Annotated in this window: 23 protein-coding genes; 15 read left to right on the forward strand and 8 right to left on the reverse strand. The window is 35.8% G+C overall.

What is annotated here, in order from left to right:
- Window positions 1-574 precede the first annotated feature (574 nt).
- The 5 genes from carA to B9T35_RS12695 all read left to right on the forward strand — a co-directional run bounded on the left by carA (window position 575) and on the right by B9T35_RS12695 (window position 7,405).
- Entirely contained in the window at window positions 575-1,714 is a 1,140-nt protein-coding gene (gene carA / locus B9T35_RS12675) for a glutamine-hydrolyzing carbamoyl-phosphate synthase small subunit (protein ID WP_086191475.1), read from the forward strand.
- A gap of 14 nt (window positions 1,715-1,728) precedes the next feature.
- The gene (gene carB / locus B9T35_RS12680) at window positions 1,729-4,959 is read left to right on the forward strand and encodes a carbamoyl-phosphate synthase large subunit (RefSeq protein WP_086191476.1); all 3,231 of its coding nucleotides are present in this window, start codon (window positions 1,729-1,731) and stop codon (window positions 4,957-4,959) included.
- A gap of 93 nt (window positions 4,960-5,052) precedes the next feature.
- Window positions 5,053-5,529, forward strand: a complete 477-nt coding sequence (greA, locus tag B9T35_RS12685) for a transcription elongation factor GreA (protein WP_086191477.1) — start codon at window positions 5,053-5,055, stop codon at window positions 5,527-5,529.
- A 317-nt stretch (window positions 5,530-5,846) separates the two neighbouring features.
- Window positions 5,847-6,719, forward strand: a complete 873-nt coding sequence (locus B9T35_RS12690; protein ID WP_086191478.1) for a class I SAM-dependent methyltransferase — start codon at window positions 5,847-5,849, stop codon at window positions 6,717-6,719.
- A 65-nt stretch (window positions 6,720-6,784) separates the two neighbouring features.
- Window positions 6,785-7,405, forward strand: coding sequence for a CatB-related O-acetyltransferase (locus tag B9T35_RS12695; protein WP_086191599.1), 621 nt, complete (start codon window positions 6,785-6,787; stop codon window positions 7,403-7,405).
- On the opposite strand, the gene B9T35_RS12700 is transcribed toward B9T35_RS12695, so the two are convergent.
- Together B9T35_RS12700 and B9T35_RS12705 are read right to left on the reverse strand one after the other, a co-directional pair.
- A complete protein-coding gene (locus B9T35_RS12700) occupies window positions 7,400-8,848 on the reverse strand; it encodes a KAP family P-loop NTPase fold protein (RefSeq protein ID WP_086191479.1) in 1,449 nt (482 codons plus the stop codon). The two genes, B9T35_RS12695 and B9T35_RS12700, sit on opposite strands and share 6 nt — an antisense overlap.
- A 59-nt stretch (window positions 8,849-8,907) precedes the next feature.
- A complete protein-coding gene (locus B9T35_RS12705; RefSeq protein ID WP_086191480.1) occupies window positions 8,908-9,654 on the reverse strand; it encodes a hypothetical protein in 747 nt (248 codons plus the stop codon).
- Between the two features lie 361 nt (window positions 9,655-10,015).
- Between B9T35_RS12705 and B9T35_RS12710 the strand changes: the two genes are divergently transcribed.
- Window positions 10,016-10,456: a universal stress protein gene (locus B9T35_RS12710; protein ID WP_086191481.1), complete on the forward strand. Its 441-nt coding sequence runs from the start codon at window positions 10,016-10,018 to the stop codon at window positions 10,454-10,456.
- Window positions 10,457-10,603: 147 nt separating this feature from the next.
- Here the strand turns inward: B9T35_RS12710 and B9T35_RS12715 are convergent, their stop codons facing one another.
- A complete protein-coding gene (locus B9T35_RS12715; RefSeq protein ID WP_086191482.1) occupies window positions 10,604-10,945 on the reverse strand; it encodes an MGMT family protein in 342 nt (113 codons plus the stop codon).
- Window positions 10,946-11,054: 109 nt separating this feature from the next.
- Here B9T35_RS12715 and B9T35_RS12720 point away from each other — a divergent pair, with 109 nt between their 5' ends.
- The 3 genes from B9T35_RS12720 to B9T35_RS12730 all read left to right on the forward strand — a co-directional run bounded on the left by B9T35_RS12720 (window position 11,055) and on the right by B9T35_RS12730 (window position 14,165).
- Window positions 11,055-12,026: an alpha/beta fold hydrolase gene (locus B9T35_RS12720; RefSeq protein WP_086191483.1), complete on the forward strand. Its 972-nt coding sequence runs from the start codon at window positions 11,055-11,057 to the stop codon at window positions 12,024-12,026.
- 273 nt (window positions 12,027-12,299) lie between these two features.
- Complete coding sequence (locus B9T35_RS12725) at window positions 12,300-13,271, forward strand: hypothetical protein (protein ID WP_086191484.1); 972 nt, start codon at window positions 12,300-12,302, stop codon at window positions 13,269-13,271.
- Between the two features lie 15 nt (window positions 13,272-13,286).
- Complete coding sequence (locus B9T35_RS12730; RefSeq protein ID WP_086191485.1) at window positions 13,287-14,165, forward strand: histone deacetylase; 879 nt, start codon at window positions 13,287-13,289, stop codon at window positions 14,163-14,165.
- A 231-nt stretch (window positions 14,166-14,396) separates the two neighbouring features.
- Here the strand turns inward: B9T35_RS12730 and B9T35_RS12735 are convergent, their stop codons facing one another.
- Window positions 14,397-15,896 carry a cation:proton antiporter gene (locus B9T35_RS12735; RefSeq protein ID WP_086191486.1) on the reverse strand — a complete coding sequence of 500 codons (1,500 nt, stop codon included), beginning with the start codon at window positions 15,894-15,896 and terminating at the stop codon, window positions 14,397-14,399.
- A 318-nt stretch (window positions 15,897-16,214) separates the two neighbouring features.
- On the opposite strand from B9T35_RS12735, the gene B9T35_RS12740 reads away from it, so the two are divergent.
- Window positions 16,215-16,760, forward strand: coding sequence for a hypothetical protein (locus B9T35_RS12740; protein WP_086191487.1), 546 nt, complete (start codon window positions 16,215-16,217; stop codon window positions 16,758-16,760).
- Between the two features lie 65 nt (window positions 16,761-16,825).
- Here B9T35_RS12740 and B9T35_RS12745 read toward each other — a convergent pair whose 3' ends face one another.
- Window positions 16,826-17,728 carry a neutral zinc metallopeptidase gene (locus tag B9T35_RS12745; protein WP_086191488.1) on the reverse strand — a complete coding sequence of 301 codons (903 nt, stop codon included), beginning with the start codon at window positions 17,726-17,728 and terminating at the stop codon, window positions 16,826-16,828.
- A gap of 53 nt (window positions 17,729-17,781) precedes the next feature.
- The gene (locus tag B9T35_RS12750; RefSeq protein ID WP_086191489.1) at window positions 17,782-18,702 is read right to left on the reverse strand and encodes a DUF808 domain-containing protein; all 921 of its coding nucleotides are present in this window, start codon (window positions 18,700-18,702) and stop codon (window positions 17,782-17,784) included.
- A 198-nt stretch (window positions 18,703-18,900) separates the two neighbouring features.
- Between B9T35_RS12750 and trpS the strand changes: the two genes are divergently transcribed.
- From trpS to B9T35_RS12775, 5 genes are all read left to right on the forward strand, one after another.
- A complete protein-coding gene (gene trpS / locus B9T35_RS12755; protein WP_086191490.1) occupies window positions 18,901-19,914 on the forward strand; it encodes a tryptophan--tRNA ligase in 1,014 nt (337 codons plus the stop codon).
- Between the two features lie 644 nt (window positions 19,915-20,558).
- Window positions 20,559-21,215, forward strand: a complete 657-nt coding sequence (locus B9T35_RS12760; protein ID WP_086191491.1) for a YqiJ family protein — start codon at window positions 20,559-20,561, stop codon at window positions 21,213-21,215.
- 35 nt (window positions 21,216-21,250) lie between these two features.
- Window positions 21,251-22,960 carry a flotillin family protein gene (locus tag B9T35_RS12765; protein WP_086191492.1) on the forward strand — a complete coding sequence of 570 codons (1,710 nt, stop codon included), beginning with the start codon at window positions 21,251-21,253 and terminating at the stop codon, window positions 22,958-22,960.
- A 233-nt stretch (window positions 22,961-23,193) separates the two neighbouring features.
- Window positions 23,194-23,925, forward strand: coding sequence for a sulfite exporter TauE/SafE family protein (locus B9T35_RS12770; protein ID WP_086191600.1), 732 nt, complete (start codon window positions 23,194-23,196; stop codon window positions 23,923-23,925).
- 210 nt (window positions 23,926-24,135) lie between these two features.
- Complete coding sequence (locus B9T35_RS12775; protein WP_086191601.1) at window positions 24,136-24,507, forward strand: hypothetical protein; 372 nt, start codon at window positions 24,136-24,138, stop codon at window positions 24,505-24,507.
- A gap of 143 nt (window positions 24,508-24,650) precedes the next feature.
- Here B9T35_RS12775 and B9T35_RS12780 read toward each other — a convergent pair whose 3' ends face one another.
- Entirely contained in the window at window positions 24,651-25,205 is a 555-nt protein-coding gene (locus tag B9T35_RS12780; protein ID WP_228147148.1) for a 1-acyl-sn-glycerol-3-phosphate acyltransferase, read from the reverse strand.
- Window positions 25,206-25,414: 209 nt separating this feature from the next.
- On the reverse strand, window positions 25,415-25,771 hold the full coding sequence (locus tag B9T35_RS12785) for a hypothetical protein (protein ID WP_086191494.1): 357 nt from the start codon (window positions 25,769-25,771) through the stop codon (window positions 25,415-25,417).
- Window positions 25,772-25,819: the final 48 nt, after the last annotated feature.

Below are 25,819 nucleotides of genomic sequence, written 5' to 3' on the forward strand. Positions count from 1 at the left end.
GATACTCTCTACAAATCTAAGCAATTTGTTTATTTTTTAGAGTAAAACAAAAACTTCATGCAAAATTTATTGAGAACAAATCAGCTTATCAAAAATTATTTCTAAAAAATTTAAACCCCACTCTACCCTCTTTAAACTTAGTTCAAAATAGTTCACGTAAACAGATCCTTTTATTAGTAATATTTTTTAGACGTTGTATTTTACTGAGAATAATTTTTAATCAAGTTCGAAAATTCTCAATATTTTTTAACACTTGGTAAAACTATGGATAAAAATTACACCCTAGTGCCATGAATAACATCATTTATTTCCAATATTTAAAATTAAATAAAATTATGTATTTGAAATAATGACCAATTAATAAATCATGAATATTTTTAAAAAAAGGATTATTTTGGAATGCAAAGCATTAATCTTACATATTCTTTGTATTTGACATGGACTTAGTGACCCTTCATCCGTATAATACTCTGTTAAGTTCAAGCGAGCAGACATAGGAGGGTGGGTTTCAAAATAGCCTTCCTTTTTTTTCGTCTTCTCGCTTTTTTACAGCCTAAATTTCAGGAGCTTTGGTTTGAGCACCCCAGCAATTTTAGCCCTCGCAGACGGAACTATCTTTAAAGGTATTTCGATCGGCGCAACGGGAAATACGACTGGCGAAGTCGTTTTTAACACTGCCATGACAGGCTATCAAGAAATTTTGACTGACCCAAGTTACGCGCAACAACTTGTGACCTTAACTTACCCGCATATTGGTAATACAGGTTGTAATGAAGAAGACGCTGAGTCAGGTCGTATTCATAAAGTTTGGGCAAATGGTTTAATCATTCGTGATTTGCCATTGTTGCATAGTAATTTCCGTGCAAATCAATCATTAGCCGACTATTTAAAACAACATAATGTCGTAGCGATTGCTGATATTGATACACGTAAATTGACGCGAATTTTGCGAGATAAAGGCGCGCAAAATGGTTGTATCCTTGCAGGTGAAAACATCACTGAAGAAGAAGCTTTAGCGAAAGCTCGTGCTTTTGGGGGTTTAGATGGTTTAGACCTTGCAAAAGAATGTTGTGACCCTGAAGGTTTTGAATGGACTGAAGGCTCTTGGACACTTGGAAAAGGTTTCTCCCAACCTGAACTTAAATTCCATGTTGTTGCATACGATTATGGTGTCAAAACCAACATCTTACGTATGCTTGCTGACCGCGGTTGTAAATTAACTGTGGTTCCTGCACAAACCTCTGCTGCTGATGTACTTGCTTTGAATCCAGATGGCGTATTCTTATCCAATGGTCCTGGTGATCCTGCCGCATGTGATTATGCCATTGAAGCTGTAAAAACAATTGTAGACACAACCAACTTACCTGTTTTCGGTATTTGTTTAGGTCACCAGATTCTAGCGCTTGCTTCAGGTGCTAAAACTGTAAAAATGCCACATGGTCATCACGGTGCAAACCATCCTGTACAAAACCTTGAAACGGGTACAGTGATGATTACTTCTCAGAACCACGGTTTCGCTGTAGATGCAGATACTTTGCCCGCTACTTTAAAAGCGACACATAAGTCATTGTTCGATCAAACCCTACAAGGGATTCATCGTACAGATAAACCAGCATTCAGCTTCCAAGGTCACCCTGAAGCGAGTCCTGGTCCACATGACTGTGCCCCATTGTTCGATCATTTCATCGAACTTATTGAAGCATCTAAGAAGTAATTAAGGAAGCGATCATGGCTAAACGTACAGACATTAAAAGCATCTTAATTATTGGTGCAGGTCCGATTGTCATCGGTCAAGCATGTGAGTTCGATTACTCAGGTGCTCAAGCGTGTAAAGCACTTCGTGAAGAAGGCTATCGTGTTATTTTGGTGAACTCTAATCCAGCCACCATTATGACTGACCCAAGTATGGCCGATGCAACATATATCGAGCCGATTACTTGGCAAACTGTTGCTCAAATCATTGAAAAAGAACGCCCAGACGCAATTTTACCGACCATGGGCGGTCAAACGGCGCTGAACTGTGCGCTTGCACTTGATGAGCACGGAATCTTAGAAAAATTCAACGTTGAATTGATCGGTGCGAGTAAAGAAGCCATTGAAATGGCTGAAGACCGCAAACTGTTTGATGATGCGATGCGTCGTATTGGTCTTGAATGTCCACGTGCTGCTGTTGCTAGCACTATGGAAGAAGCATTTGAGATTCAAGCAAAATTAGGCTTCCCTTCTATCATTCGTCCATCATTTACGATGGGTGGTTCTGGTGGTGGTATTGCTTATAACCGTGACGAATTTATTGAAATTTGTGAACGCGGTTTTGATCTCTCTCCTACTCACCAACTTCTAATTGATGAATCATTGATTGGTTGGAAAGAATACGAGATGGAAGTTGTTCGTGATAAAAACGACAACTGTATCATTGTATGTACCATTGAAAACTTTGACCCAATGGGCGTGCATACAGGTGACTCAATCACTGTTGCTCCTGCACAAACATTGACAGATAAAGAATTTCAACTTCTTCGTAATGCATCTTTAGCAGTACTTCGTGAAATTGGTGTAGAAACTGGTGGTTCGAACGTTCAATTCGGTATTAACCCGAAAGACGGTCGTATGGTTGTGATTGAGATGAATCCACGTGTTTCACGTTCATCTGCACTTGCATCAAAAGCAACAGGTTTCCCAATTGCGCGTATCGCTGCGAAACTGGCTGTTGGTTATACCCTTGATGAGTTGAAAAACGACATCACAGGCGGCACAACCCCAGCTTCTTTCGAACCTGCAATCGATTATGTTGTAACAAAAATCCCTCGTTTTAACTTTGAGAAATTCCCACAAGCTGACGCAGTTTTGACCACACAGATGAAATCTGTGGGTGAAGTCATGGCCATTGGTCGTAACTTCCAAGAATCTTTACAAAAAGCGCTTCGTGGTCTTGAAGTTGGTGCATGTGGCTTTGATGAAAAAATCGAAGTGGGTGCTGATGGCGCGAAAGAAAAGATCCTGCAAGAACTTAAAGTTCCGGGTCCTGAGCGTATTTGGTATATCGCAGATGCTTTCCGTCACGGCTTTAGCTTAGATGAAGTCTTTGCTGCAACGAACATCGACAGATGGTTCTTGATTCAAATCGAAGATATCATCAAGTCAGAAGAACAAATCAAAACTTTAGGTTTTGGTGATTTGAATGCAGATAATATCCGTGCATTCAAACGTAAAGGTTTATCTGATCTTCGTATTGCAGATTTGATGGGCATTTCACAAAAACAATTCCGTAAACACCGTTGGAACTTGGGCGTAATGCCAGTTTACAAACGTGTAGATACGTGTGCAGCAGAGTTTGAATCTGATACTGCTTACATGTATTCAACTTACGATGAAGAATGTGAAGCGAACCCATCGACTAAAGATAAGATCATGGTGATCGGTGGCGGTCCTAACCGTATTGGTCAAGGGATCGAGTTCGATTATTGCTGTGTACACGCTGCGCTTGCAATGCGTGAAGACGGCTACGAAACCATCATGGTGAATTGTAACCCTGAAACGGTTTCAACTGACTATGACACTTCTGATCGTTTGTACTTCGAACCGATTACTTTAGAAGATGTTTTAGAAATCGTACGTATTGAGAAGCCTAAAGGTATTATCGTACAGTACGGTGGTCAAACACCTTTGAAATTGGCTCGTGCTTTAGAAGAAGCGGGTGCGCCGATTATCGGTACATCTCCTGACGCAATTGACCGTGCAGAAGACCGTGAACGTTTCCAACAAATGGTTCAACGTCTACAACTTCGTCAACCAAACAACAGCATTGTTAAATCTGCTGAAGAAGGTATGGCTGAAGCGTCTAAAGTAGGTTACCCACTTGTAGTACGTCCTTCGTATGTACTGGGTGGTCGTGCGATGGAAATCGTCTATAATGACGAAGAACTGAAACGCTACCTACGTGATGCCGTTCAAGCATCAAATGAAGCACCTGTTCTACTTGACCGTTTCCTTGACGATGCCATTGAAGTCGATGTTGACTGTGTATCTGATGGTAAAGAAGTTGTCATTGGCGGTATTATGCAGCATATTGAGCAAGCAGGTATTCACTCTGGTGACTCAGCTTGTTCAATTCCTCCTTACTCTCTTTCACAAGAAGTTCAGGATGAAATGCGTCGTCAAACTGTGGCTATGGCGAAAGAGCTTGGTGTTATTGGTTTGATGAATGTACAGTTTGCTGTAAAAGGGACAGACGTTTATATTTTAGAAGTGAATCCACGTGCGTCACGTACTGTGCCATTTGTTTCTAAATGTATTGGCGAATCTTTAGCGAAAGTTGCTGCACGTTGTATGGCGGGTCAATCTTTAGAATCTCAAGGATTTACTAAAGAAATTATCCCGACTCACTTTGCAGTAAAAGAAGCTGTATTCCCATTCAACAAATTCCCAGGTGTTGATCCAATTCTTGGCCCAGAGATGAAATCTACGGGTGAAGTTATGGGTGTTGGTAAATCTTTTGGTGAAGCATTCTATAAAGCTGTGTTAGGCTCGAATGATCGTTTACCGGGTAAACCAACTGAAGGTGAAGTGAAACATGCATTCTTATCTGTTCGTGAATCAGATAAACCACATGTTGCACGTATTGCCCAACAGCTTGTAGATTATGGTTTCAAACTGGTTGCGACAGATGGTACACATAAAGTGATCACTGAAGCAGGTATTGAGTGTGAGCGTGTAAATAAAGTCACCGAAGGTCGTCCACATATTGTAGACCGCTTGAAAAATGGCGAGATTCACCTCATTATCAATACATCAGAAGGTAAACAAGCACAGCAAGATTCGTTCTCGATTCGTCGCTCTGCACTTCAAGGTAAAGTGTATTACACAACCACTTTGAATGGTGCGGATGCTGTGTGCCAAGCGTTAGCTATTCAATTACCAATGGATGTATATCGCTTGCAAGATTTAACAGCAGGTTAATTCGTTTTCCGATAAGTCCCGTTACCTATCGGTAGCGGGATTTTTTCATTTCTAAAGTGTATTTTTTAATACCTAACAACTTGAGGGACAACAATGCAACGTTATCCTATGACACCAGAAGGCAAAATTGCCTTAGAGAAAGAATTACAACAGTTAAAATCTGTTGATCGTCCACGTATTATTGCAGCGATTGCTGAAGCACGTGAACACGGGGATTTGAAAGAAAATGCAGAATACCATGCTGCTCGCGAGCAACAAGGCTTCTGTGAAGGTCGTATCCAAGATATCGAAGGTAAATTGGGTGCTGTACAAGAGATTGATGTCAAATCGCTTGAAAAAACGGGTCGTGTGGTTTTTGGTGTCACTGTCACCATTGAAAACCTAGAGACTGAAGAAAAGAAAACCTACAAAATTGTAGGTGATGATGAAGCAGACTTTAAGATCAATAAGATCTCTGTGAACTCTCCAATTGCACGTGGTCTTTTAGGTAAAAGCGAAGGCGATGAAGCGAAAATTACGACACCACAAGGTGAAGTCGAATACGAAATTGTGAAAGTTGAATATCTTTAATTTTTAAGATTCTCACTTGTTTAAACCCCTCACAAGAGGGGTTTTTTATTATTCTATTTTATATTTACTTTTAAACCAACCGACCCTTTTCACTGTGTTTTCAACAAATTCCTTACATAAGCTTTGAAATTTTTCTCTCAATGAAAAAAATAAATAGCTTGTGAATAGTAATATTTAATATCCAATAAAGCTCCTGAATGTCACTTTAGCAAAATATGTATTTTCTGATAAATAAATTAAAATTTTGGCAATTGTATGCTGATTTAAATAGGCTAAACTCACTAAAGAATAAAAATGCAATATATGGGATATGTGATATGAAAGCTGGACGTTCAAGTAAAACTGCTGAAGCTGCAGCGGCATTAAGAGCCAATCATTATTTACATTCACAAGAACCTATTTTTTCAGACCTTTATGCATTAGAACTAACAGGTGTTGTTTGGCGTAAATTACTGTCTATTTCAGTACTGACTAACGTGATGAATTCAAATCTGATGAACCGTAGTTTGGGTTTACTGACAGCACAAGTGGTTGCACGCTCTCGATTTACTGAAGACCTGCTTTTACAAGCCATTGAAAATAATATTCAACAATATGTTTTAGTCGGCGCAGGCTTAGATTCATTTGTATTGCGTTTAGCAGAGAAATATCCTCAACTTAAAATCTTTGAAGTCGACCATCCAGATACTCAAAAAGCTAAGCAAGCGAAACTCCAAAAGTTTGGTGCAGTGCCAAGTAATGTAGAATTTGTCGCAATTGATTTTGAAAAAGAACGTTTATTTGATGCTTTAGCACGGAGTAGCTATAAACAAGATCAAGCAGGATTTTTTTCATGGTTAGGTACAACACATTATTTAACGCCACAAACCACGTTGGCGACGCTAGAAAATATTGCTTCTTTTGCAGCACCATCAAGTGAAGTTGTAATGGATTATTCTATTGATTTTAAACAACTCAAAGGCATTGAAAAATACGGAAGTTTTGCCGTATCTCAATTTACACGGTTATTAAAAGAACCTCTCATCGGTGCTTTCAACTCACAAGATTTACATCAAACAGTGCTTAAAATGGGTTATGAAGTCTTAGAAGATTTATCGGGTAATGCCATTACTGAGCGTTACTTTAAAGATCGACAAGATCATATTCGCCACACAGTAGCCACACACTTGTTACATCTGCGTATTATGTAGTCTTTTCATAGCCTCATGCATGATTTGGTATAGAATAGCTCTCCCCCTTGGTTTGTATGTTTAATATGTCTGATGCCATCAATTCTCCAGTTAAGCATTGGTGTGAATTCGAGTTTATTTCTAAAACAGTGAAAAACCCGAATATTCACATTAAAGGCAATTATTCATATTATTCAGCGTATTGGGATCAAGGTTTTGAGCGGTGTGTGGTGCGTTACTTACACAACAAACCTGCAACAGTCGAAAAGCCGATAGATCAGCTTCATATTGGTAATTTTGTCTGTTTCGGTGCTGAATGTGTGATTATGATGGGTGGCAATCAATTACACAGAACTGATTGGATTTCAGCATTTCCTTTTGATACACGTAGTTTTTTACCTGCGGGTGATACAGTCATTGCCGATGGTTGTTGGATTGGTAGTCGTGCCATGATTATGCAAGGCGTGACTTTAGGCGAAGGTGCTGTAGTGGCTACAGGTGCTGTCGTGACCAAAGATGTTCCGCCTTATACCGTTGTAGGAGGTGTTCCTGCAAAAGTCATCAAGTATCGTTTTTCAGAAGCAGATATAGAAAAACTGCTTTCCCTCAAACTTTATGAAATGGATGAAAAGCAGTTTTTAAAGATGCGTGAAGAATTGCAGAGTGATGATATAGATAAATTTAGTAATTATGTTGAATTTTCATAAACCAGTTTGAATATATTCATGCCATGCATGAATAAATTCTTTTGAATTATCGATATTACAAACAGAATATTTTTTAAAAAACTCTAATAATTCCTGCTCCTGAAAGCGTAAATTATTTGATTGAGTTTTAATATTTCTATATAGAAATAAGAATTCATGTACAAAATATGAAATATCATAATCTTCTCTTAAAGCAAAATTGATAAAGAATGAATCCGTCTCTTTCTTTAGATCTCGCCCCATATTAAAATCTGATAAATTAAATTTTTTAATGATTTCATATTTATCTAAGTATAAATATCTCATCAATTTTGAAGAAATCAATTCCAGAAAACTGATTATATCATCAATAGTTGTTTCTTTTTTAAGAATAAAAATACATAGGTATAGGAAAAAATTATTCTGAAGATTTCTTGTCCTTAATAAAGCATATTGATTGATCTTTTTAGTGAATTCCCTAGCATTGCACTTATTTAATAATTGAATACTTAAAGCTAAAAAGTAGAACGCATTTATTTCTTCTATATCCGACAACTCCCCAATTTTAAAAAGCTGTTCTCTAACTATATTTTCGAATTCTTTTTCCACACCCATATTTGATAAATGCACTGTAAAATCAATAAACTTATCCAGATACTCTTCTCCTTGAAAACCCCTATAGCCATAACTATGGCAAATGATATTTGAAAGTTGTATCTTATCCATCACTAAAATAAAAACAATTTTAGGAATATCAAAAAAGTGCTTAATTCTTTCAATTAAACGAATGGCAAAATCAGGACGACAACGATCCAATTCATCAATAATAAAAACTAAAGGTTGATCCAATTCCTGTGCGAGTTGAGCCAACTCCTGCTTAAAAGCCAATAATGTATTTTTATCAGCTTCATGTGACTCAATTTTTTCTTCTATACTTTCTTTAATTTTATCGCCCATTACATCTGTTACAGACTCAATGACCTTTTCACCTGCTTTATGAATATCCTGAGCTACTACTCCTAATATACCTCCACTGATTAAATTAAGCCCTAATGTCAGCAAAACTTTAGGTAAACTTGGCAATAAAGCATGATATGCCGCTGCAGCTTTTTCTTTAAAAGCACTAATATGGCTAGCGTCAATATCATCATCTTTAGATAAACATGCTGTAATCTCCGAAGAAATTACTAAAAAAGGATCTTCCAAATAGTCATTTGCAAAGGCATCTAAATAGATCACATTATGATTTTCAGTTTCTAAATGCTTTTTCCAATGACGAACAAACCAAGTCTTTCCTTCCCCCCAACGTGCATCTAAGGCTAGAACTGCACCGCAATTTAAGCGATCAACATAATTCGTGAGTTGAATACCTAAGCGCTTCCGATCCCACAAATCACCATCCCATGCATTTTCAATATTATCTAAATTTGTACGTTGCCAATTCAATTGAGTTTGATTAGTCATTTGTTTTCATTATCATCATGTTAAAACTATTATGGACTATTTTACTCAATCTTTAAAAGTCATTTTGAATGCCTAAACGGCACTACAACCTCCCTGCTTTTTTCGATACTTTTATCTTTCTCAGGCTTAAAAGCATCCCAACTAAAATTGGTATAATTTAATATCCATTGGTAAAAAGGTTTTCCAACATCCTTAAACTGGATAGAGAAAGTTGAACCACTTTCATCATGGCAATGTGGTGAATTTTTATAATCCTTTTCAGAAAAACAAGCTCGGATCATTTCATACGAATAAAATGGAATACTTTTCACAGCAAGCCGATACTTTCCCTTTGGCTGTAATTGAACAAAATCTGCAACTTCCTCTCCTCTTCCACCACCTGAATATGAGGTAAACCACGTATTTAACACAGCAATGGCATCATCATTTTTATTTAAAGGATAAAAAGCAGGGAAAATCCTCAAACCACCTTCGGCTAAATCTTCATCACCAGTTCCCTTCTGACTGTGTTGATAGTCTTTAAAATCCCATTGATCAATAATTTTATAATCTGAAACAATTTTTTGTAATTTAATCAATTGTGGTGTTTCATCAATCAAATAATAGATCTGGTCTTTTGAATTTTTTATTTGCCAAATATTTGCATCATCTTGACCACATCCATGAGTGAGAGAGCTACAAATTTTATTGATGACATTTTTAGCTAATGTGAATTTTATGAGTGGCTTAGCCATTATCTTTTCTGTAGCTAAGGCATTTTGACTAATAATGAAAATGACCACTACCATAAAAATAATTTTTTTCATAAGATTTAACTCAGCATATATTTTAAAAGTGCTAAAGATTGTAAAAATATACACGGATTATTCAGATATTAAACATTATGCATAAAGCCTTTTAATCTCTCCTTAAAGAAGGCAAACAAAGAAGTAGTGGATACATCACTAAAATATTGAATATTCCTCTTCATAATCAACATATTAAAACATAAATCAGCATGAATCATTCAACTATAATCAAACTTTAAAATGCCATATATCCTTATGTATTTACTAGGTTTTATTTTCACAAAATAAAGGTTATGATCAAAGAATAGACTGTAATTAGTCCTTGTCTTTTTTAGCTTTTCAATTTTCATTTCTGTCGAAACAATAAGGAGAAATACACATGGCTTATCAAAATATTTTAGTGCCTGTAGATGGTTCAGAAACTTCACTTAATGTTATAAATCATGTTGTTGAACTTGCTAAAGCATTTAATAGCAAAGTGACTGTGGTTCAAGTGATGACTTTAGACCCATATATCGCAGCAGAATATTTAGCGAGTGGTCCAAGCAATCAACTGATTGAACGTGCAAAAAACTTCATTCAAGATAATTTAAATACAGCAAAAACTAAATTTGCAGAAGCAGGTTTAGATGTTGAAACAAAACTTCTTGAAGGTGAAAGCATTCCTCGTACCATTGCTAAAGCTGCAGATGAACTTGGCAGTGATGCATTGGTGATTAGCTCTCACGGTCGTAGTGGTTTAAAGAAAATGATTATGGGAAGTGTGGCACAGAGTCTTTTAACTGAGCTTCAAATTCCTGTAGTAGTTATTAAGCAATAATTTATTTTAAATAGATTGATTGGGCTTCTTGCATCAGTATTTATTGTCTTTTATGTTTCTTATTAAAAGAGACAAATAAAAGGCTCTATGCAAGGAGTCTATTTCTATCTGATGATGATATTTTAATTTTATACGGATTAAAGTACTTCAATACATGTCATTATTCCACGTATAAACTTTCATATTCACCTTGTCATTTAATATATCAATGCCTTCATCCAAAAGTTTTAACTTTTGAATGTTTTCACCTTTTTCATTCAATTTACTTAGGCTAATTTTTCCTTGTGAGTTAATCACACGAAACCAAGGAATTTTGACATCATCATCCAAATTTTTCAGCACATAACCCACCAAGCGAGCATGTTTCGGTAAACCTGCCATTTTTGCGACTTGTCCATAACTTGCCACTTTCCCATAAGGGATAAGGGCAATCACTTCTAAAATTTGTCGTGCCAACTCATCTGAAGAGAACGTTTGTTTAGCTTGCATCTATTGACTCGATTAATATAGAACAGGTATTTTCAGCAAATGTATTTATGACTATTTTAATTTACCTTATTTAAACCATAAACATTAAAAAACAACAAGAGTATTTCAAATGAAAAGGACTTTTTCAAAACTATTGCTTTCAGCAGCAATTGCATTCGGTACCACAGGTGTAGCAAGTCTCTCTTCAACGGCGATGGCTGCAGCGACTATTGATATCCAAAGTGTATTGCAACAAGAACGTGCTTGGGCAGGTTTACAATCTAAACGTTTAAAAGTCGCTGATATTGATTGGGCATATAGTGAAGGAGGACCAGCAGACAAACCGACGTTAATGCTTGTGCATGGCTTAGCAGGCAGTCGTGATAATTGGAATCGTTTAGCGCGATATTTAACACCTTATTATCATGTGATTATTCCAGACCTTCCAGGTCAAGGTGATAGTAAAGTTCCAAATGAGTTTGATTATTCCATTCCCAATATGACTGAAAAATTACGCCGTTTTGCTGAAGCGGGTCAATTTGAAAAGAATCTACATATTGCAGGACACTCTATGGGGGGATCAATTGCTCTACTCTATACGGCGCAATATCCTGTTGATACTAAATCATTATTTTTAATTGATAGTGCTGGTGTATTTAAAGCAGCCAATACACCTTATCTGAAAGATCCAACTACTTTAAGAAATATGATTGTGGCTAAACCAGGTGATTTAGATCGATTATTAAAAATTGCAACCAGTTTACCGCCATTTATTCCTAAAGAGCTGAAAGAATCTCAAGAAAAAATGATGATTTCTCAATCTGCCAATACCAGTAAATTGGTTGAGCAACTCATCGTTATGGCAAAAATGTATACGCCAGATACTTTTGCTTTAGCAGCACGTTCAGTTGATCAGCCTGTGTTGATCGTTTGGGGTGAAAAAGATCAAATTATTAATGTAGAAGCCGCAGCAGAATTAAAAGGTCTGCTTAAAAATGCGCAAGATCCGATTATTCTCAAAGGTGTAGGTCATATGCCGATTATGGAACAAGAGCAATTATTGGTGCAGCCATATTTAGACTTTTTGAATAAACATAAATAATTCAGCCTATTTTTTTATTTAAAAGCCAAGTGATTATTCACTTGGCTTTTTTATGACCTTATATATCTCAAACTTTTAATACATCGATAATTTAAAATTACTTATCAAACTGAAATTATTGATTTATTTATTCTAGATTATTTGTTTTATTCCTCATTTTTTATTATGGTGATCTATCAAGTTCATATTACTAAAATACTTGCATTATTAATCACAGCTTTCTGCAAAACATCTACTGTAATATATAAAAATGATTAAATTGGGGAATAATCAATGACAAATGCTATATCAGAACATGACGTTCTACGTTGTTTTCGAACCCAGCTTATACCACTTTCAAAAAATTTAACTGAAATGCTCAATGAACATTTTAGCCATCAAACAGAAAGACGCGGTTGTGGGTTTACTCAAGCCACTCGAGTTATTGCTGAATTTATCAACCAAGAAAATAAAGAGTCAGATTTTAAAGATTTCCGTATTTTTGATGATTATGATACTAAAAACTTAAGGCTTATTTTAAATCATGCCAAATCTTATGACATTGAATTAGAAAGTTGGCGTGATCTGGATCTCAATCCACACATACAAATATTTTTAAAGAGTAATCCGACTGAAGATAGTTTTGTAGAAGCACTAAAAGCAGAAGTTCTTTTCCAATCTCAATTAAGAGATATACGCAATAAAGTCGAGCATGAAGAAAGCAAACTGATTTGTGACTTTTTAGAAGATATTATTCTACGAAAAAATCATGATATAACAGACTATATCGAGCTTAAAAGCTTAATTGAAAAACCAAAAGTAGGCTCTTGCCCGATGGCTGAAAACTTTTTCCTTAAAATTGCACATCGGCGTTTATTAAGACAAGGTTTAATCAACATCTTTGTGAATGAAAACAATGAACCCATTTTAATGGAAAAACTGAAAATGGGTGATGATCATTCTTGTATCAACCTTGTTCCTTTAATTATGAATGGTATTCGTATTCCATTGGGCAGTTTATTTTCCGTCTATTACGATGAAGAAAACATTCAAAAACAAGCCAATAAGCTATATAAAGGATCAATTATTCCTCTTTCTGAAGTGGATGGATTTTGGTTTTTAAGGCTAACAACCCTCTCTGTTTCACCAAAAAATAGAGCCCGAGCATTTACCTCACATTTTAAGCAACAAATAGACAATGGCTTATTTAGCCCAGATACGACACAATTGGATCAATTGAGAATCGTTGCGTTAGAACAAATTTAAATTCGGGATTTCGTTATGCTACAAGCTTGTTATTCTCCTCGTTATTTTGCAACAACGCATACCAATAGCATGGAAAAATTAACAGCTGTTGCGGAAGTTTTAGAACAAGATCAAATCGCAGATTTAGTCGATCCTGAAAGTATTGATCCTAAAATTTTGTATTCAATTCATGATCCTGCCTATGTGAAAGCTTTTATGCATGGGAAAAAACCTTTAGCGACCATTCAAGGCTTTAAAAATTGGAGCCCGCAATTCCGTGAAGCGATTCTTTCAATTCAAGCAGGACAATTGGTTGCCAGTGAAATAGCCTTTAAAAAAGGGATTTCGGCCAATATTGCGCAAGGCTTTCATCATGCCGTTTATGAACGTGGCAATGCCTACTGTACGTTTAATGGCTTAGCACTTATTGCCAAACAATATCCAAATAAGAAAATTTTTGTCTTAGATTGTGATCAACATGGTGGCAATGGTACGGCGGAATATACCCAACAATTAGAGAATCTTTATAATTTTAGTATCTATGCTTTGGCTTTTGGTTGTGCGACGCATGAACGTAGTATGACACGCCATATTCACAACAAAAAAGGCTCTTTTGATGAATATGCTGAAGCGGTTATCGAAGGTTTTGAACATGCGCTTGACTGGCAAGCGGATTTAATTATTTATCAAGCTGGTATGGATTGTCACCAAAATGACCGTTTTGGTTCAAAATGGTTTACCACAGATCTACTCTATCAACGTGATTTAATGGTGTTTAAATTAGCGAAAAAATATCAAATCCCGATCATGTTTGTATTGGCAGGTGGTTATCAAAAATTAGATGATTTAGTGCCTTTACATGTTAATACGTTTAAAGCAGCCAATGAAGTCTATTTCAAAAAAGCGAAGCAATAATAGATTCTTTTAAAATATGCTCCTGCTAAATGAATCGACTTCTTGGATAACGATATTTCATTTTTTATTTAAAGAGAAACATAACAGGCTTGTTCAGCTTTATCCAAATAAGATGTCTAAAAAGCCTTTTCACTTCAAATATCCATGAACGAATAAGTAGGAATAAAAAAGGCTTTACGCAAAATACTGACTTAACGATAGAGACTATTCGATATTAAAAGCAATCGAATATTAAAAATTATTTGGATTTTCTAAACGTTTCACTTCTTGTGCTTTATCTGGATGATGTACCGCAGCCACACCATCATCAGATTTCTTATCGACCAATGCTTCAGGGTTATAAATGGTAATTGTTTCATTGCCATAAGTATCTTCACCGACAATATACTTGAAACCTTTACGATTCATCCTATTGCACATTCGTTGATACCAACCTTTAAAACCTTCTTTTTGCTCATCTGGATTGTAATAAAATGCATTCATCACGGCAGGTAAACCCAAACCACAAACGATTCCAGACAACAACACACTAATAAAAGTATAACCAATTAAGATACTGCTATATGGACGTAATTCAGGAACATTAGCAACAGCAAGAATCAATGCCAGTGAAATACCGCCTCGTACTCCGCCCCAAGAAAGAATCGCTAAACTACCGTTATAGCTTTTTTGACGAAAACTTGGGAAAAATGCGAATGAAAGAAAGTTGGCTGCAAATCGTGATAAATGCAGGGCAAAGAAGGCAAAAATACCGCCTAAGATTAAACTGCTACTCAAATCTAAAATAAAAATTTCAAGACCGATGAGCGTAAAGAGGAATGAATTAATAATGCCTTCTACAGTATGCCAAAAATGATTTACTTCACGAATTTCACGATCTGCTAAAATTTCTTTCCATTTATTTCCAACGATCAAACCACCAATCACACAGGCAATCGGCGCTGATGCATGCGCAAATAATGCAACCAGATAAGAACCACAAGCCAATAGAGCTGTCGTGAGAATTAACGATTCCATTTCATGTTTACCGCGAAGTAAACGTAAAATACCTAAACCGAATGCCCAGCCAATAATGACTGCCACCACAATTTCATACAGTAAAGTTTGTAATGTTGCCAATAAACTGAAGTGTTCGCCTTCTAATACATTTAACAGTGTCATAAAAACGGCGATACACATTGCATCATTAAACAGAGATTCTCCTTCTAGTTTAACAATCAGATGATGTGGTGCACGTACTGAGCTTAAAACACCTTTAATCCCAATTGGATCTGTGGCACCTAAGGCAGAGCCCAAGAGCAGTAGAACCAGAATTGGAACAGGGCTCCCAATTAAATATTGAAATCCAAACACCATTCCTGCAAAGAAACCTGCACACAGTAAAAGTGCAATTGTCGCTAATATGCTAATCGGTTTCCAAAATACTTTTAAATCTGACACCTTAAATTTAAGTGCCGATGAGGTCAAAATAAAACAAATAACACCATTGACCAAAAAATCATAGAAATCGATATGTCGTACAGCTTCTTCAATATTGTGAATATTAATGGAAATAAATTGATTGCCATTTAATAGACTTGCGCCCCACTGCAAAATAAAGACAAAAATTGCAGATACTAACGGTACACCGATGGCTTGAGGAAAACCGAGAATACGTTTATTAAATATTGTGGTCGCAATGGATAATGCAAAAACGACTGTAAAAACCTGAAGGAAAAAATAATTACCCATGCGGACCCTAATTTGATTTCTAATTAAAATGAATAAGCATTTCTAAACTGAATATAAAAAAGAAAACCATTTAAAAACTTTATAATTCTACAAAAAAAACCACATTTACATGTGAAAAAGATAAATTATTTAACATAAAACTCATTTAGCTTCGTGTATTACGCTTTTTATTTATCCATCTAGGAAAAAATAAAAAGATTCGAATATTGATTCAAAATCTCTACTCACTATGGAAGGTCTCTAAGTTAATGCAAATTATTTCAATTTTTGGTCAAAATCTTTTAGCATAGCGAACATCTATTCAATTTTGGCTCACTCATGAATGTAAAAATAACCTTTCGATATATTTATGCAGCCATTATTTTTATCATTAGCTTCATGTTGTTATGGACATGTATTGTTAAGACCCAAGAATTTCTCCAAGCACAACAGGTTCAGCCGAAAAAATTCAGCTTAAGTTCTAATCAAACCACTGAATACAGACTTTTGAGTAATAACCAAAAACCCGATCAATTACTTTATGTGCTAATTCCCAACCAAGGGTTTATTGCAAAAATTAATTGCGAACACTATCTTGCTACTTTATGTACTGATCAAAACAATCAAACCCAATTTCGTAGAATTGATCAAATTGATTTACTGGCATTTAAACAACATGTCTATATCCAAAATATCCGTTATACCAATACTCAAGACTTAAAACCACAATCTTTCCAATTCACCGGCCCACAAATTCAAGCATTTTACCAAGTAGATATTCAGCAATTAAAATATCAACTTTTTACCTTAGCTTTGTTTAGCTTGTTTGCCTTATATGTCTGTTTCAGAATGATTCGAAATTTTAAAAGCTTTTTAAATAAATAAAAAAGAGAGCTTCATGCTCTCTTCTTAAACTAATAATGAAACTTTTTGAGATCAGCATCATTCATTTAAATAGATGCCTTAAAAGTATCACATTGATTCACATCACCTGTTTTCAAACCTGTTTGAAACCACTGCATCCGTTGTTGGCTGGTACCATGAGTAAAGCTATCGGGTACGACTGTACCTCTAGCTTTTTTCTGTAAATAATCATCGCCAATTTTTTGGGCTGCATCCATCGCCTCTTCAACATCACCCTGATCTAAGAACTGAGTTCGTTGTTGGGTATGATTTGCCCATACACCTGCGAAACAATCTGCTTGTAACTCTAAGCGAACAGACAGTTGATTCCCCTGTGCTTGAGTGGCTTGTTGACGTGCTTTTTGGACTTGCGAAGAAATACCCAATAAATTCTGTACGTGATGCCCAACTTCATGTGCTACGACATAAGCTTGAGCAAAATCACCTGCTTCATCTTGAGTCGTCAACTCAGTTTTATTCTGTTCACCTGAAATGCCCATTTGCGTGCGCATATCTTTAAAAAACTCAGTATCAATATACACTTTTTGATCCGCAGGACAATAAAAAGGCCCCATTGCAGATTCAGCAGTACCACAACCTGACTCTACTGCACCACTAAACATGACCAACTTTGGTGGCGTATATGTTGCACCTTGTTGTTGGAAAATTTGTGTCCACGTATCTTCAGTATCTGCCAAAACAGTACCCACAAACTGTGAAGCTTCTTGTTGTTGTGGCGTTGGATTCTGAATCGCACTAGCAGATTGACTTTGGCTTCCTGACGTGACTTGCTTAGTGGCTTGATACGCCATTTGAGGATCAACCCCAAAAAACTTCCAAGCGATAAATGCAATCACTAGCCCAAGAATACTAATACCACCCGCTTTAGCTCCACCGCCTCCGCGACGGTCTTCGACATTGTCACTTACCCGACGTCCTTTCCAACGCATAGTCTTATCCTTATTTTTAATTCAGTTATTTTATTTTAACGTGATTTAAAACATTATGCCGCTTTTGCACGTACAGTTTGAATCAATTTCATCACTAAAACTACTGCCAAGCCTGCAATAATACCAATCAACATATTGATGAGTGTTGGCGTAATTGCACCAATAATATTACCCACACTTGGAATCAGTTCAACATGATCAACCGCTTCTTCAGTCAGATGATGTAAAGATGAAACTGCATGCGTGATGATCCCGCCACCCACTAAAAACATTGCAATTGTTCCTACAATGGTCAAAGTTTTCATGAGTTTTGGAGCAAAAGCCAATAAACCACGACCAATGGTTTGCTTTGCGCTTGATGCTTGTTTCGTTAAATATAGGCCTAGGTCATCAATTTTAACAATCATCGCAACAAAACCATAAACACCTATAGTCATTAAAATGGCAATCACAGACAAAACCATCACTTTTATACCAAAAGCTGCAGTTGCAACGGTACCTAAAGAAATGACAACGATTTCAGCCGATAAAATAAAATCTGTTCGCACAGCCCCTTTCACTTTATCTTTTTCAAATGTTGCTAAGTCTGTTTCTATGACCTCCAATTCTATAGAAGCTTCTTCTTCAGTTTTGGCTTTTTTATGGTGCAAACTATGTAAAACTTTTTCAACGCCTTCATAACATAAGAAAAGACCACCAATCATCAATAAAGGATTAATCAGCCATGGAGCAACCACACTAATCAGTAGCGCCAATGGAACTAAAATCAATTTATTAATAAATGAACCTTTAGCAACCGCCCATACCACAGGTAGTTCTCGGTCTGAACGAACCCCACTGACTTGTTGAGCATTTAAAGCTAGATCATCTCCTAAAACACCTGCAGTTTTTTTGGCAGCCATTTTGCTCATCACTGCAACATCATCAAGCACTGCTGCAATATCATCTAATAATATTAATAAACTGCTTGCCATATTTCTTATCCTAATTTCTTTTATTGATACATTTTAAATAAATTGAATGATGCTTTATACATTCTCTTCGTTGTTTTGAAAAATATTATATTTTGAAAAAGCTTTATTTTTTCGCTGACATTAAAAAAAATTATACCGTACAATGTGTCTCATTCGTAGAAACAACTGATGTCGTCTCTAGCGGCTGTGGAATAAATAATGAGTAATCAAGACAATCGTCCTGTCATTTTAACGGGCGACCGTCCAACTGGACAACTTCATTTAGGACATTTTGTAGGTTCTTTACGCTCACGTGTAGGTTTACAAGATTCACATCATCAGCACCTTTTATTGGCTGATGCTCAGGCATTGACAGACAATGCGGATAACTTTGAAAAAGTTCGTCGTAACATTATTGAAGTTGCAACAGATTATTTAGCTGTCGGCATTGATCCAACAAAAACAACAATTTGTGTTCAATCATGCCTTCCTGCGTTAAATGAACTGACAATGCTGTATTTAAACTTCGTCACTGTTTCTCGCTTAGAACGTAATCCAACCATTAAAGCTGAAATTCAGCTTCGTGGTTTTGAGCGTGATATTCCTGCAGGCTTTCTGTGCTACCCTGTCGCTCAAGCTGCGGACATTACTGCATTTAAAGCCAGTGTTGTTCCAGTGGGTGATGACCAAATTCCAATGATTGAACAGACCAATGAAATTGTGCGTCGTTTGAATCGTCAAATTGGTCATGATGTACTGCCTGAATGCAAAGTTTTACTTTCTAATATGAGCCGTTTACCTGGTTTTGATGGTAAAGCAAAAATGTCAAAATCTTTGGGTAATACGATTATTCTAGATGCGACAGATAAAGATATTAAGAAAGCTGTTAATGCTATGTATACCGATCCGAATCATCTTCGTATTGAAGATCCAGGTCAGGTTGAAGGCAATATTGTATTTACTTATCTTGATGCGTTTGATCCAAACAAAGAAGAAGTTGAAGAGTTAAAAGCTCATTATCGTCGTGGCGGTTTGGGCGACGGTACAGTGAAAAAACGCCTTGAAGGTGTATTAAAAGAACTGATTGGGCCAATTCGTGAACGTCGTATCGAGCTTGCGAAAGATCCAGATTACATCATGGACATTTTGAAAACTGGTACCGATAAATGCCGTATCATCACTCAAAATACGCTTGATGAAATTAAACAAGGTTTAGGTGTTTTTCATTTTTAATGAAACATTAAAATTTAATTGATCAATAAAAAGTCTTTCAAAATGAAAGGCTTTTTTTTACTCAACTTTTATTTAAAAGCATACAGTTTTTACGAGATTTAACACTTGATTACGCGAATACCAATGAATAAAAAGCCATGAATTATTAATATTAACTCATGGTTATGAACACACCCCTAGTTCATAACATTCTCCTTAACCGAAACTGTGTGAACAGATTCGTTGTTATACGCAATGATCACCCCAATCATTGCGTATTTTTTTTGCTCAGAATTTATCAAAACTATTTTAATTCAACTCCATGAGAACTGGAAAATAAGTTCTTGCTTTGATAATAAACAGGTATCTCTCTATCGGTTCATCAATTATTTACTTTCTTATTAATGAGTAAATTAAAGGGCTTTATAGACAATCTCAAAAAGATACTTTTATAGAATATTTCTACTTTTCAATAAAAAAATTAACATATTGATTTTAAATTACTAATCATAAACTTACTGTTGCTAAAATGAGCTGTGGCATATAAAATCAAATGATTAATAGAATTATTGAATCAGTATTTCATCTTTTTTGATTTAAATCGATGACCAACAACTTAAAACCTATATTAAAAACAGTGACAAGAATTTAGAAGAGCATGAAACATGTGGGATTTATTTATACATCCATCCAATCTTTTTTTTAGCGTTAGTCTGTGTGTGATGTTGCTATTGGGCATCTTTGAATGTCTTTTACTCCTTATTGGCTCTACATCACAAGGTTTTCTCGATCAATTTGTTCCAGATCAACTGGTTGAAGCACAACACTCACATCATATAGATATTGATGCTGATCCCAATGTGTTTGTACAATTTTTAGATTGGTTGTATTTAGGCAGAGTGCCTGTACTGGTTTGGCTGATTATTTTTCTCACTGTGTATTCATTATTTGGTTTTATCGTTCAAGCCATCATTTTTAATCTCACACAAAGCTACTTCCCACTTTGGATTATTGCGCCTGCTTGTTTATTTTTATGCATGCCCATCGTGAGAATTTGTGCAGCAGGTATTGCCAAAATTTTACCTCAAGATGAAACAACAGCCATTCATAGTGATGAATTAATTGGCCGTACAGCGCAAATTATTTTAGGTGAAGCAAAACCCAACTACCCTGCTCAAGCCAAAGTTAAAGATCAATTTGGGCAAATGCATTACATTTTAGTTGAACCTGAAACAGATATTATTTTTTTACAGGGTCAAGATGTTATTTTGACTCAAAGAACAAAAATTGGCTTTCAAGCCATCGCATTATCAATAAATTAAATCCTCATAAATCAACCTAAACAAGAGAAAATAAGATGTTGAATTCCTCTTTGTATCAGATACTCATTCTTGCTGGCATTGTTTTAATTGCCTTGATAGTGATTGGGGTCATTGTTGCCCGTCTTTATAAACGTTCAAGTAAAGAAGTTTCATTTGTTCGTACTGGATTTGGTGGCGAAAAAGTCATTCTGGGTGGTGGTGCAATCGTTCTCCCTGTTTTACATGAAGTTATTCCTGTCAATATGAACACGCTTCGTTTAGAAGTAAAACGTGCTGCTGATCAAGCCTTAATTACCAAAGATCGTATGCGTGTTGATGTTGCCGCTGAATTTTATGTTCGAGTAAAACCAACAGCTGAATCTATTGCGACTGCTGCTCAAACTTTAGGTCAAAAAACCATGCAACCCAATGAGTTAAAGTCATTGGTTGAAGGTAAATTTGTTGACTCATTACGTTCCGTTGCTGCTGAAATGGCAATGGAAGAACTGCATGAAAAACGCGTAGATTTTGTACAAAAAGTACAACAAGCCGTATCTGAAGAACTGTTTAAAAATGGTCTTGAATTAGAAACCGTCTCTTTAACAGGACTTGATCAAACCGATTTTAAATTCTTCAATCCACAAAATATTTTTGATGCTGAAGGTTTAACCAAGCTGACTGAAACCATTGAAGATCGCCGTAAAAAGAGGAATGGTCTTGAGCAAGATGCTGATCTTGCAATCAAAACAAAAAACCTTGAAACCGAACAAGCACGTCTGAAAATTACTCGTGAAGAAGAGTATTCGAAGATGGAGCAAATTCGTGAACTGTCCATTCGTCGTGCAGAACAACAAGCAGAAATTGCAACACAAGAATCTGAAAAACAACGTGAAGCAGGTGAAGCAAAAATTGCATCTGATCGTGAAGTTCAGTTGAAACGTATTGCTGCTGATCGTGATATTGAAAATGAAAATATTCTTAAAGCACAAGCCATTCAAAAAGCACAAGTCGAACAGAAGAAAACCATTGAATTGGCTGAGCAAGATCGTGCAATTGCCATTGCAGAAAAATCTCGTGCAGAATCTGAAGCCAAAGCCTTGGCTGACCAAGCACGTGCGACTGCTGTAAAAGCGGAAGAGGAAGTCACCACTGTACGTGAAACGCAACGTGCAGAGCGTTTAAAAGCTGTTGAATTGGTCGGTGCAAAACAGATTGCAGAAACCGATGCGATTGCAATTACTGTTGCGGCTGAAGCCTCTAAACTTGCTGCGGCAGATGATGCTGAAGCTGTTCGTATTGGTGCTGAAGCTGAAGCCGAAAAAGTGCGCTTAAAAGCAAAAGGTGAAGCAGATGCTAAAATTTTGCTTGCTCAAGCACAAGAAAAACAATACCAAGTGGATGCAGCAGGAACGCATGCTGTCAATGAAGCAAATAATATTCTTTCTACTGAACAAGTTGAAATGCAAATTCGTTTAGCTTTACTCAAATATTTACCTGAAATTATTCGTGAAAGTGTTAAACCAATGGAAAACATTGATGACATTAAAATTTTACAAGTCAATGGATTAGGTGGCTTAAGTGGTGCATCAATTACAAACGGTGAAAATGCTGAGCAAGGTCAAGTTGCACTTTCAGACCAAGTGGTGAATAGTGCGCTTCGTTATCGTTCACAAGCGCCATTAATTGATAGCCTCATGAGTGAGCTCGGTATTAATGGCGGTGATATTAATGGCTTAACACAATCTTTAAAGCCAAAATCGAACTAGACTAACCTAGCTAGCATATTAAAAATTCAATAAAAAAGCCTCTAAAATTAGAGGCTTTTTTATAAGACATAATTTAAAATATGATATTGATCTTAAATTAAGTGAAATAAAAAGCATAAAATATACAAATTCTCATCGCTTGAATATTCTAAAATAGAAGCTCTTTTATTACTTTTATATTCAAATGTGCTTATCCACTTCTTACTTCCAATATCAATGAATATAACGCAATGATGACTTGGCTGATTTTTATTTTAGGTGCAATGATTGCAGGTTTCGTACAAGGATTAACGGGATTCGCTTTTGCCTTAATTGCAATGTCATTTTGGATTTGGGTACTTCCGCCACAACTCGCTGCCCCACTTGTCGTTTTTGCTTCTCTCTGGAGCCATATTATTGCTTTAAGCAAAGAACAAAAACATCAGTTACCTTTCTCGTTGGTACTTCCATATTTAATCGCAGGTTTAATGGGTGTACCGCTTGGAACCTATTTGCTTCATATCATTCAAGCAGGCACTTTTAAAATTATTTTAGGCATCTTTCTCGTACTGTGGTGCCCCATCATGTACTTTGCACCTGAGTTTCCTCGCTTACAGAAATTAGGAAAATTTCCAGATGGATGCATTGGTTTTATCGGCGGAGTTTTAGGTGGATTAGGTGGCTTTTGTGGTGCAGCACCATCTGCGTGGGTCATGTTGAAAAACTTACCGAAACAGCAACAACGCTATATTTTAAGACATTTTAATTTTGCCATTCAGCTATTCACTATTTCAATTTATTTATTTCAAGGAACGATTAATCAATCTCATTTAAGTTATATGGGTGTTTTAATTTTAAGTGTGAGTATTCCTGCAATATTAGGAGCTCAACTTTTTTATAAAATCTCAGAAAAACAATTTAAACATCTGGTTCTGAGCCTACTCTTTGCATCAGGTTGCTTCTTGTTGAGTAGTTATTTTCATTAAATTTTTACAGAAAACCTTTATTTCTCTTTATAAGGGAGAAACAAAGTTGTTATGAATACAGATGTAAGTACCCATTCATAAACGCTCTGATTTTAATTGATCAGCGCTTCAACACTTAATCAATAAAAAGTCCTTATTTAAAAGTGAACTTCTATTTAAATGAGATGAAGAGGCATAGAATGCACCCACTTATTTTTTGTAATGTCCATGATGAAATTTTCATCTTTATTCAGTAGCTCAGCTCCTTTAGTTAGAATTTTTTTAATCACATCAGTTTTAACCTTAACAGGATGTAGCTTAGGCATATCTAGTGAAATTAAAACAGCAGAAACGATGCTCAACCACTTCGAATGTAAAAATATCGAAAGTACGGAATTGGTACATAGCCCTATCACCAATTATCATGAGCATGCTTTATCTGCGAGTAAGGATAAAGCAACAACTTATCTAGAAAGCTACAAATCAGGTGATGTGTTGTTTAAAATTCCTTTGAATGAAGTTATTCAACAACAATATGATATTTATAAAGCTTCCTGTGAATCTTTAGGTGGTATTCAAACTGAAGCGAACATCCAAGAATAAAAATATCTCGTTATCAAATAGAAAAAAGACAAGGTAAATGCCTTATCTTTTTTCTAAAATAGACTTTTTATGTATAGCCTTTTAATTCAATTTATAAGCATAAAAAAGATGCATGATATCGAATTAAAAACATGATTTAAAATTTAGCTTTCATTTGAATGATAGCGTGTATCAACACTGAATAATTCTGGAAATTTCGGATTAATTTGTGCATAAAATGCCATAATTTCCGCCATATCTTTTTCATAATCTCCAGTAGGATAAACAATTTTTCCTATCCCTGTTTTTTTCTTATCATAATCCATATAAGCCAAAGCAATGGGTACACCTGCAGTCACCGCAACATGATAAAAACCAGTTTTCCACTTTTCCTGTTTCGTACGAGTACCTTCTGGAGTCACTAGCATCACGAGTTTAGGGTGCGTTTTAAATAAATCACTCATCAACTCAACCATACTTGGTCTTTCAGCCCCGTCTTTTTTCGGGCGACGATCAATTCCTATACCCCCCATCGCACGAACGAATGGACCAAAAGGAAGTTTCATATAACTATCTTTAATGGTAATTCGCACATGTACACCCAATGCTTTTAAGGCAAGACGTGCATATAAAGCATCCCAATTACTGGTATGTGGTGCGGCAATCATGACACATTGGTCAATATCCAGATCCCAGTGATTATCAATCTGCCAACCCATTAACCCCAAACTTTGTTCAGCTAATTTTTCGAACACAAAATGCACCGCAATATAAAAATTTCGCGCGAATTGTAGCAATGTCGATGAAATAAGAAAGCGAAACCAGATGAATAAAAGATCAATTAATATATAAATGTATAAAATATTTGTAAGCGAAAATTTTTAAATAAAATTCAATAGTTAGATGTTTTTAGTATGATTTTCATATGCTAATTATTTAAAGGATGAAAGTACTTAATCCAGTGCATTTCTCTACAATGATTATCAAAATGAATTCGTTGTGGCGTAATCAACTCATTTGAATGATACAGTACTTGATAGTTAATCCAACTTTCTAAACATGCCTCTATTTCTAGGCATTCATTGTCTTGTTCTACCCTTTTTTCAATGATAGTACCATCTGAAAATTCATACACTATTTTTTCTTTAAGCACTTGAATATTCTGCTCTTGCTGATGTTCATGTGTCTGTGTTTGCTGAATAATATGTAGGTGATGGCTTGTTTGTGAATGTCCTTGAGAATTAACCCGATCAATAACAGCCACGTACTCAGCCAAATGTTTCATTATTTTCACTTCCAATATATAAATATCTTTATAAAAAGAATATAACAA

The sequence above is a fragment of the Acinetobacter sp. ANC 3832 genome (assembly GCF_002135415.1).
Lineage (GTDB): Bacteria > Pseudomonadota > Gammaproteobacteria > Pseudomonadales > Moraxellaceae > Acinetobacter.

What these genes read in the sequence shown, in the direction of transcription:
- B9T35_RS12725 (WP_086191484.1), top strand. Translation starts at nt 12,300, where the DNA reads ATGACAAATGCTATATCAGAACATGACGTTCTACGTTGTTTTCGAACC.
- B9T35_RS12690 (WP_086191478.1), top strand. Translation starts at nt 5,847, where the DNA reads ATGAAAGCTGGACGTTCAAGTAAAACTGCTGAAGCTGCAGCGGCATTA.
- B9T35_RS12775 (WP_086191601.1), top strand. Translation starts at nt 24,136, where the DNA reads ATGAAATTTTCATCTTTATTCAGTAGCTCAGCTCCTTTAGTTAGAATT.
- B9T35_RS12705 (WP_086191480.1), bottom strand. Translation starts at nt 9,654, where the DNA reads ATGAAAAAAATTATTTTTATGGTAGTGGTCATTTTCATTATTAGTCAA.
- B9T35_RS12770 (WP_086191600.1), top strand. Translation starts at nt 23,194, where the DNA reads ATGACTTGGCTGATTTTTATTTTAGGTGCAATGATTGCAGGTTTCGTA.
- B9T35_RS12735 (WP_086191486.1), bottom strand. Translation starts at nt 15,896, where the DNA reads ATGGGTAATTATTTTTTCCTTCAGGTTTTTACAGTCGTTTTTGCATTA.
- B9T35_RS12715 (WP_086191482.1), bottom strand. Translation starts at nt 10,945, where the DNA reads ATGCAAGCTAAACAAACGTTCTCTTCAGATGAGTTGGCACGACAAATT.
- B9T35_RS12760 (WP_086191491.1), top strand. Translation starts at nt 20,559, where the DNA reads ATGTGGGATTTATTTATACATCCATCCAATCTTTTTTTTAGCGTTAGT.
- B9T35_RS12730 (WP_086191485.1), top strand. Translation starts at nt 13,287, where the DNA reads ATGCTACAAGCTTGTTATTCTCCTCGTTATTTTGCAACAACGCATACC.
- B9T35_RS12720 (WP_086191483.1), top strand. Translation starts at nt 11,055, where the DNA reads ATGAAAAGGACTTTTTCAAAACTATTGCTTTCAGCAGCAATTGCATTC.
- carB (WP_086191476.1), top strand. Translation starts at nt 1,729, where the DNA reads ATGGCTAAACGTACAGACATTAAAAGCATCTTAATTATTGGTGCAGGT.
- B9T35_RS12740 (WP_086191487.1), top strand. Translation starts at nt 16,215, where the DNA reads ATGAATGTAAAAATAACCTTTCGATATATTTATGCAGCCATTATTTTT.
- B9T35_RS12695 (WP_086191599.1), top strand. Translation starts at nt 6,785, where the DNA reads ATGTCTGATGCCATCAATTCTCCAGTTAAGCATTGGTGTGAATTCGAG.
- B9T35_RS12785 (WP_086191494.1), bottom strand. Translation starts at nt 25,771, where the DNA reads ATGAAACATTTGGCTGAGTACGTGGCTGTTATTGATCGGGTTAATTCT.
- B9T35_RS12710 (WP_086191481.1), top strand. Translation starts at nt 10,016, where the DNA reads ATGGCTTATCAAAATATTTTAGTGCCTGTAGATGGTTCAGAAACTTCA.
- B9T35_RS12750 (WP_086191489.1), bottom strand. Translation starts at nt 18,702, where the DNA reads ATGGCAAGCAGTTTATTAATATTATTAGATGATATTGCAGCAGTGCTT.
- greA (WP_086191477.1), top strand. Translation starts at nt 5,053, where the DNA reads ATGCAACGTTATCCTATGACACCAGAAGGCAAAATTGCCTTAGAGAAA.
- B9T35_RS12700 (WP_086191479.1), bottom strand. Translation starts at nt 8,848, where the DNA reads ATGACTAATCAAACTCAATTGAATTGGCAACGTACAAATTTAGATAAT.
- B9T35_RS12745 (WP_086191488.1), bottom strand. Translation starts at nt 17,728, where the DNA reads ATGCGTTGGAAAGGACGTCGGGTAAGTGACAATGTCGAAGACCGTCGC.
- B9T35_RS12765 (WP_086191492.1), top strand. Translation starts at nt 21,251, where the DNA reads ATGTTGAATTCCTCTTTGTATCAGATACTCATTCTTGCTGGCATTGTT.
- B9T35_RS12780 (WP_228147148.1), bottom strand. Translation starts at nt 25,205, where the DNA reads ATGGGTTGGCAGATTGATAATCACTGGGATCTGGATATTGACCAATGT.
- trpS (WP_086191490.1), top strand. Translation starts at nt 18,901, where the DNA reads ATGAGTAATCAAGACAATCGTCCTGTCATTTTAACGGGCGACCGTCCA.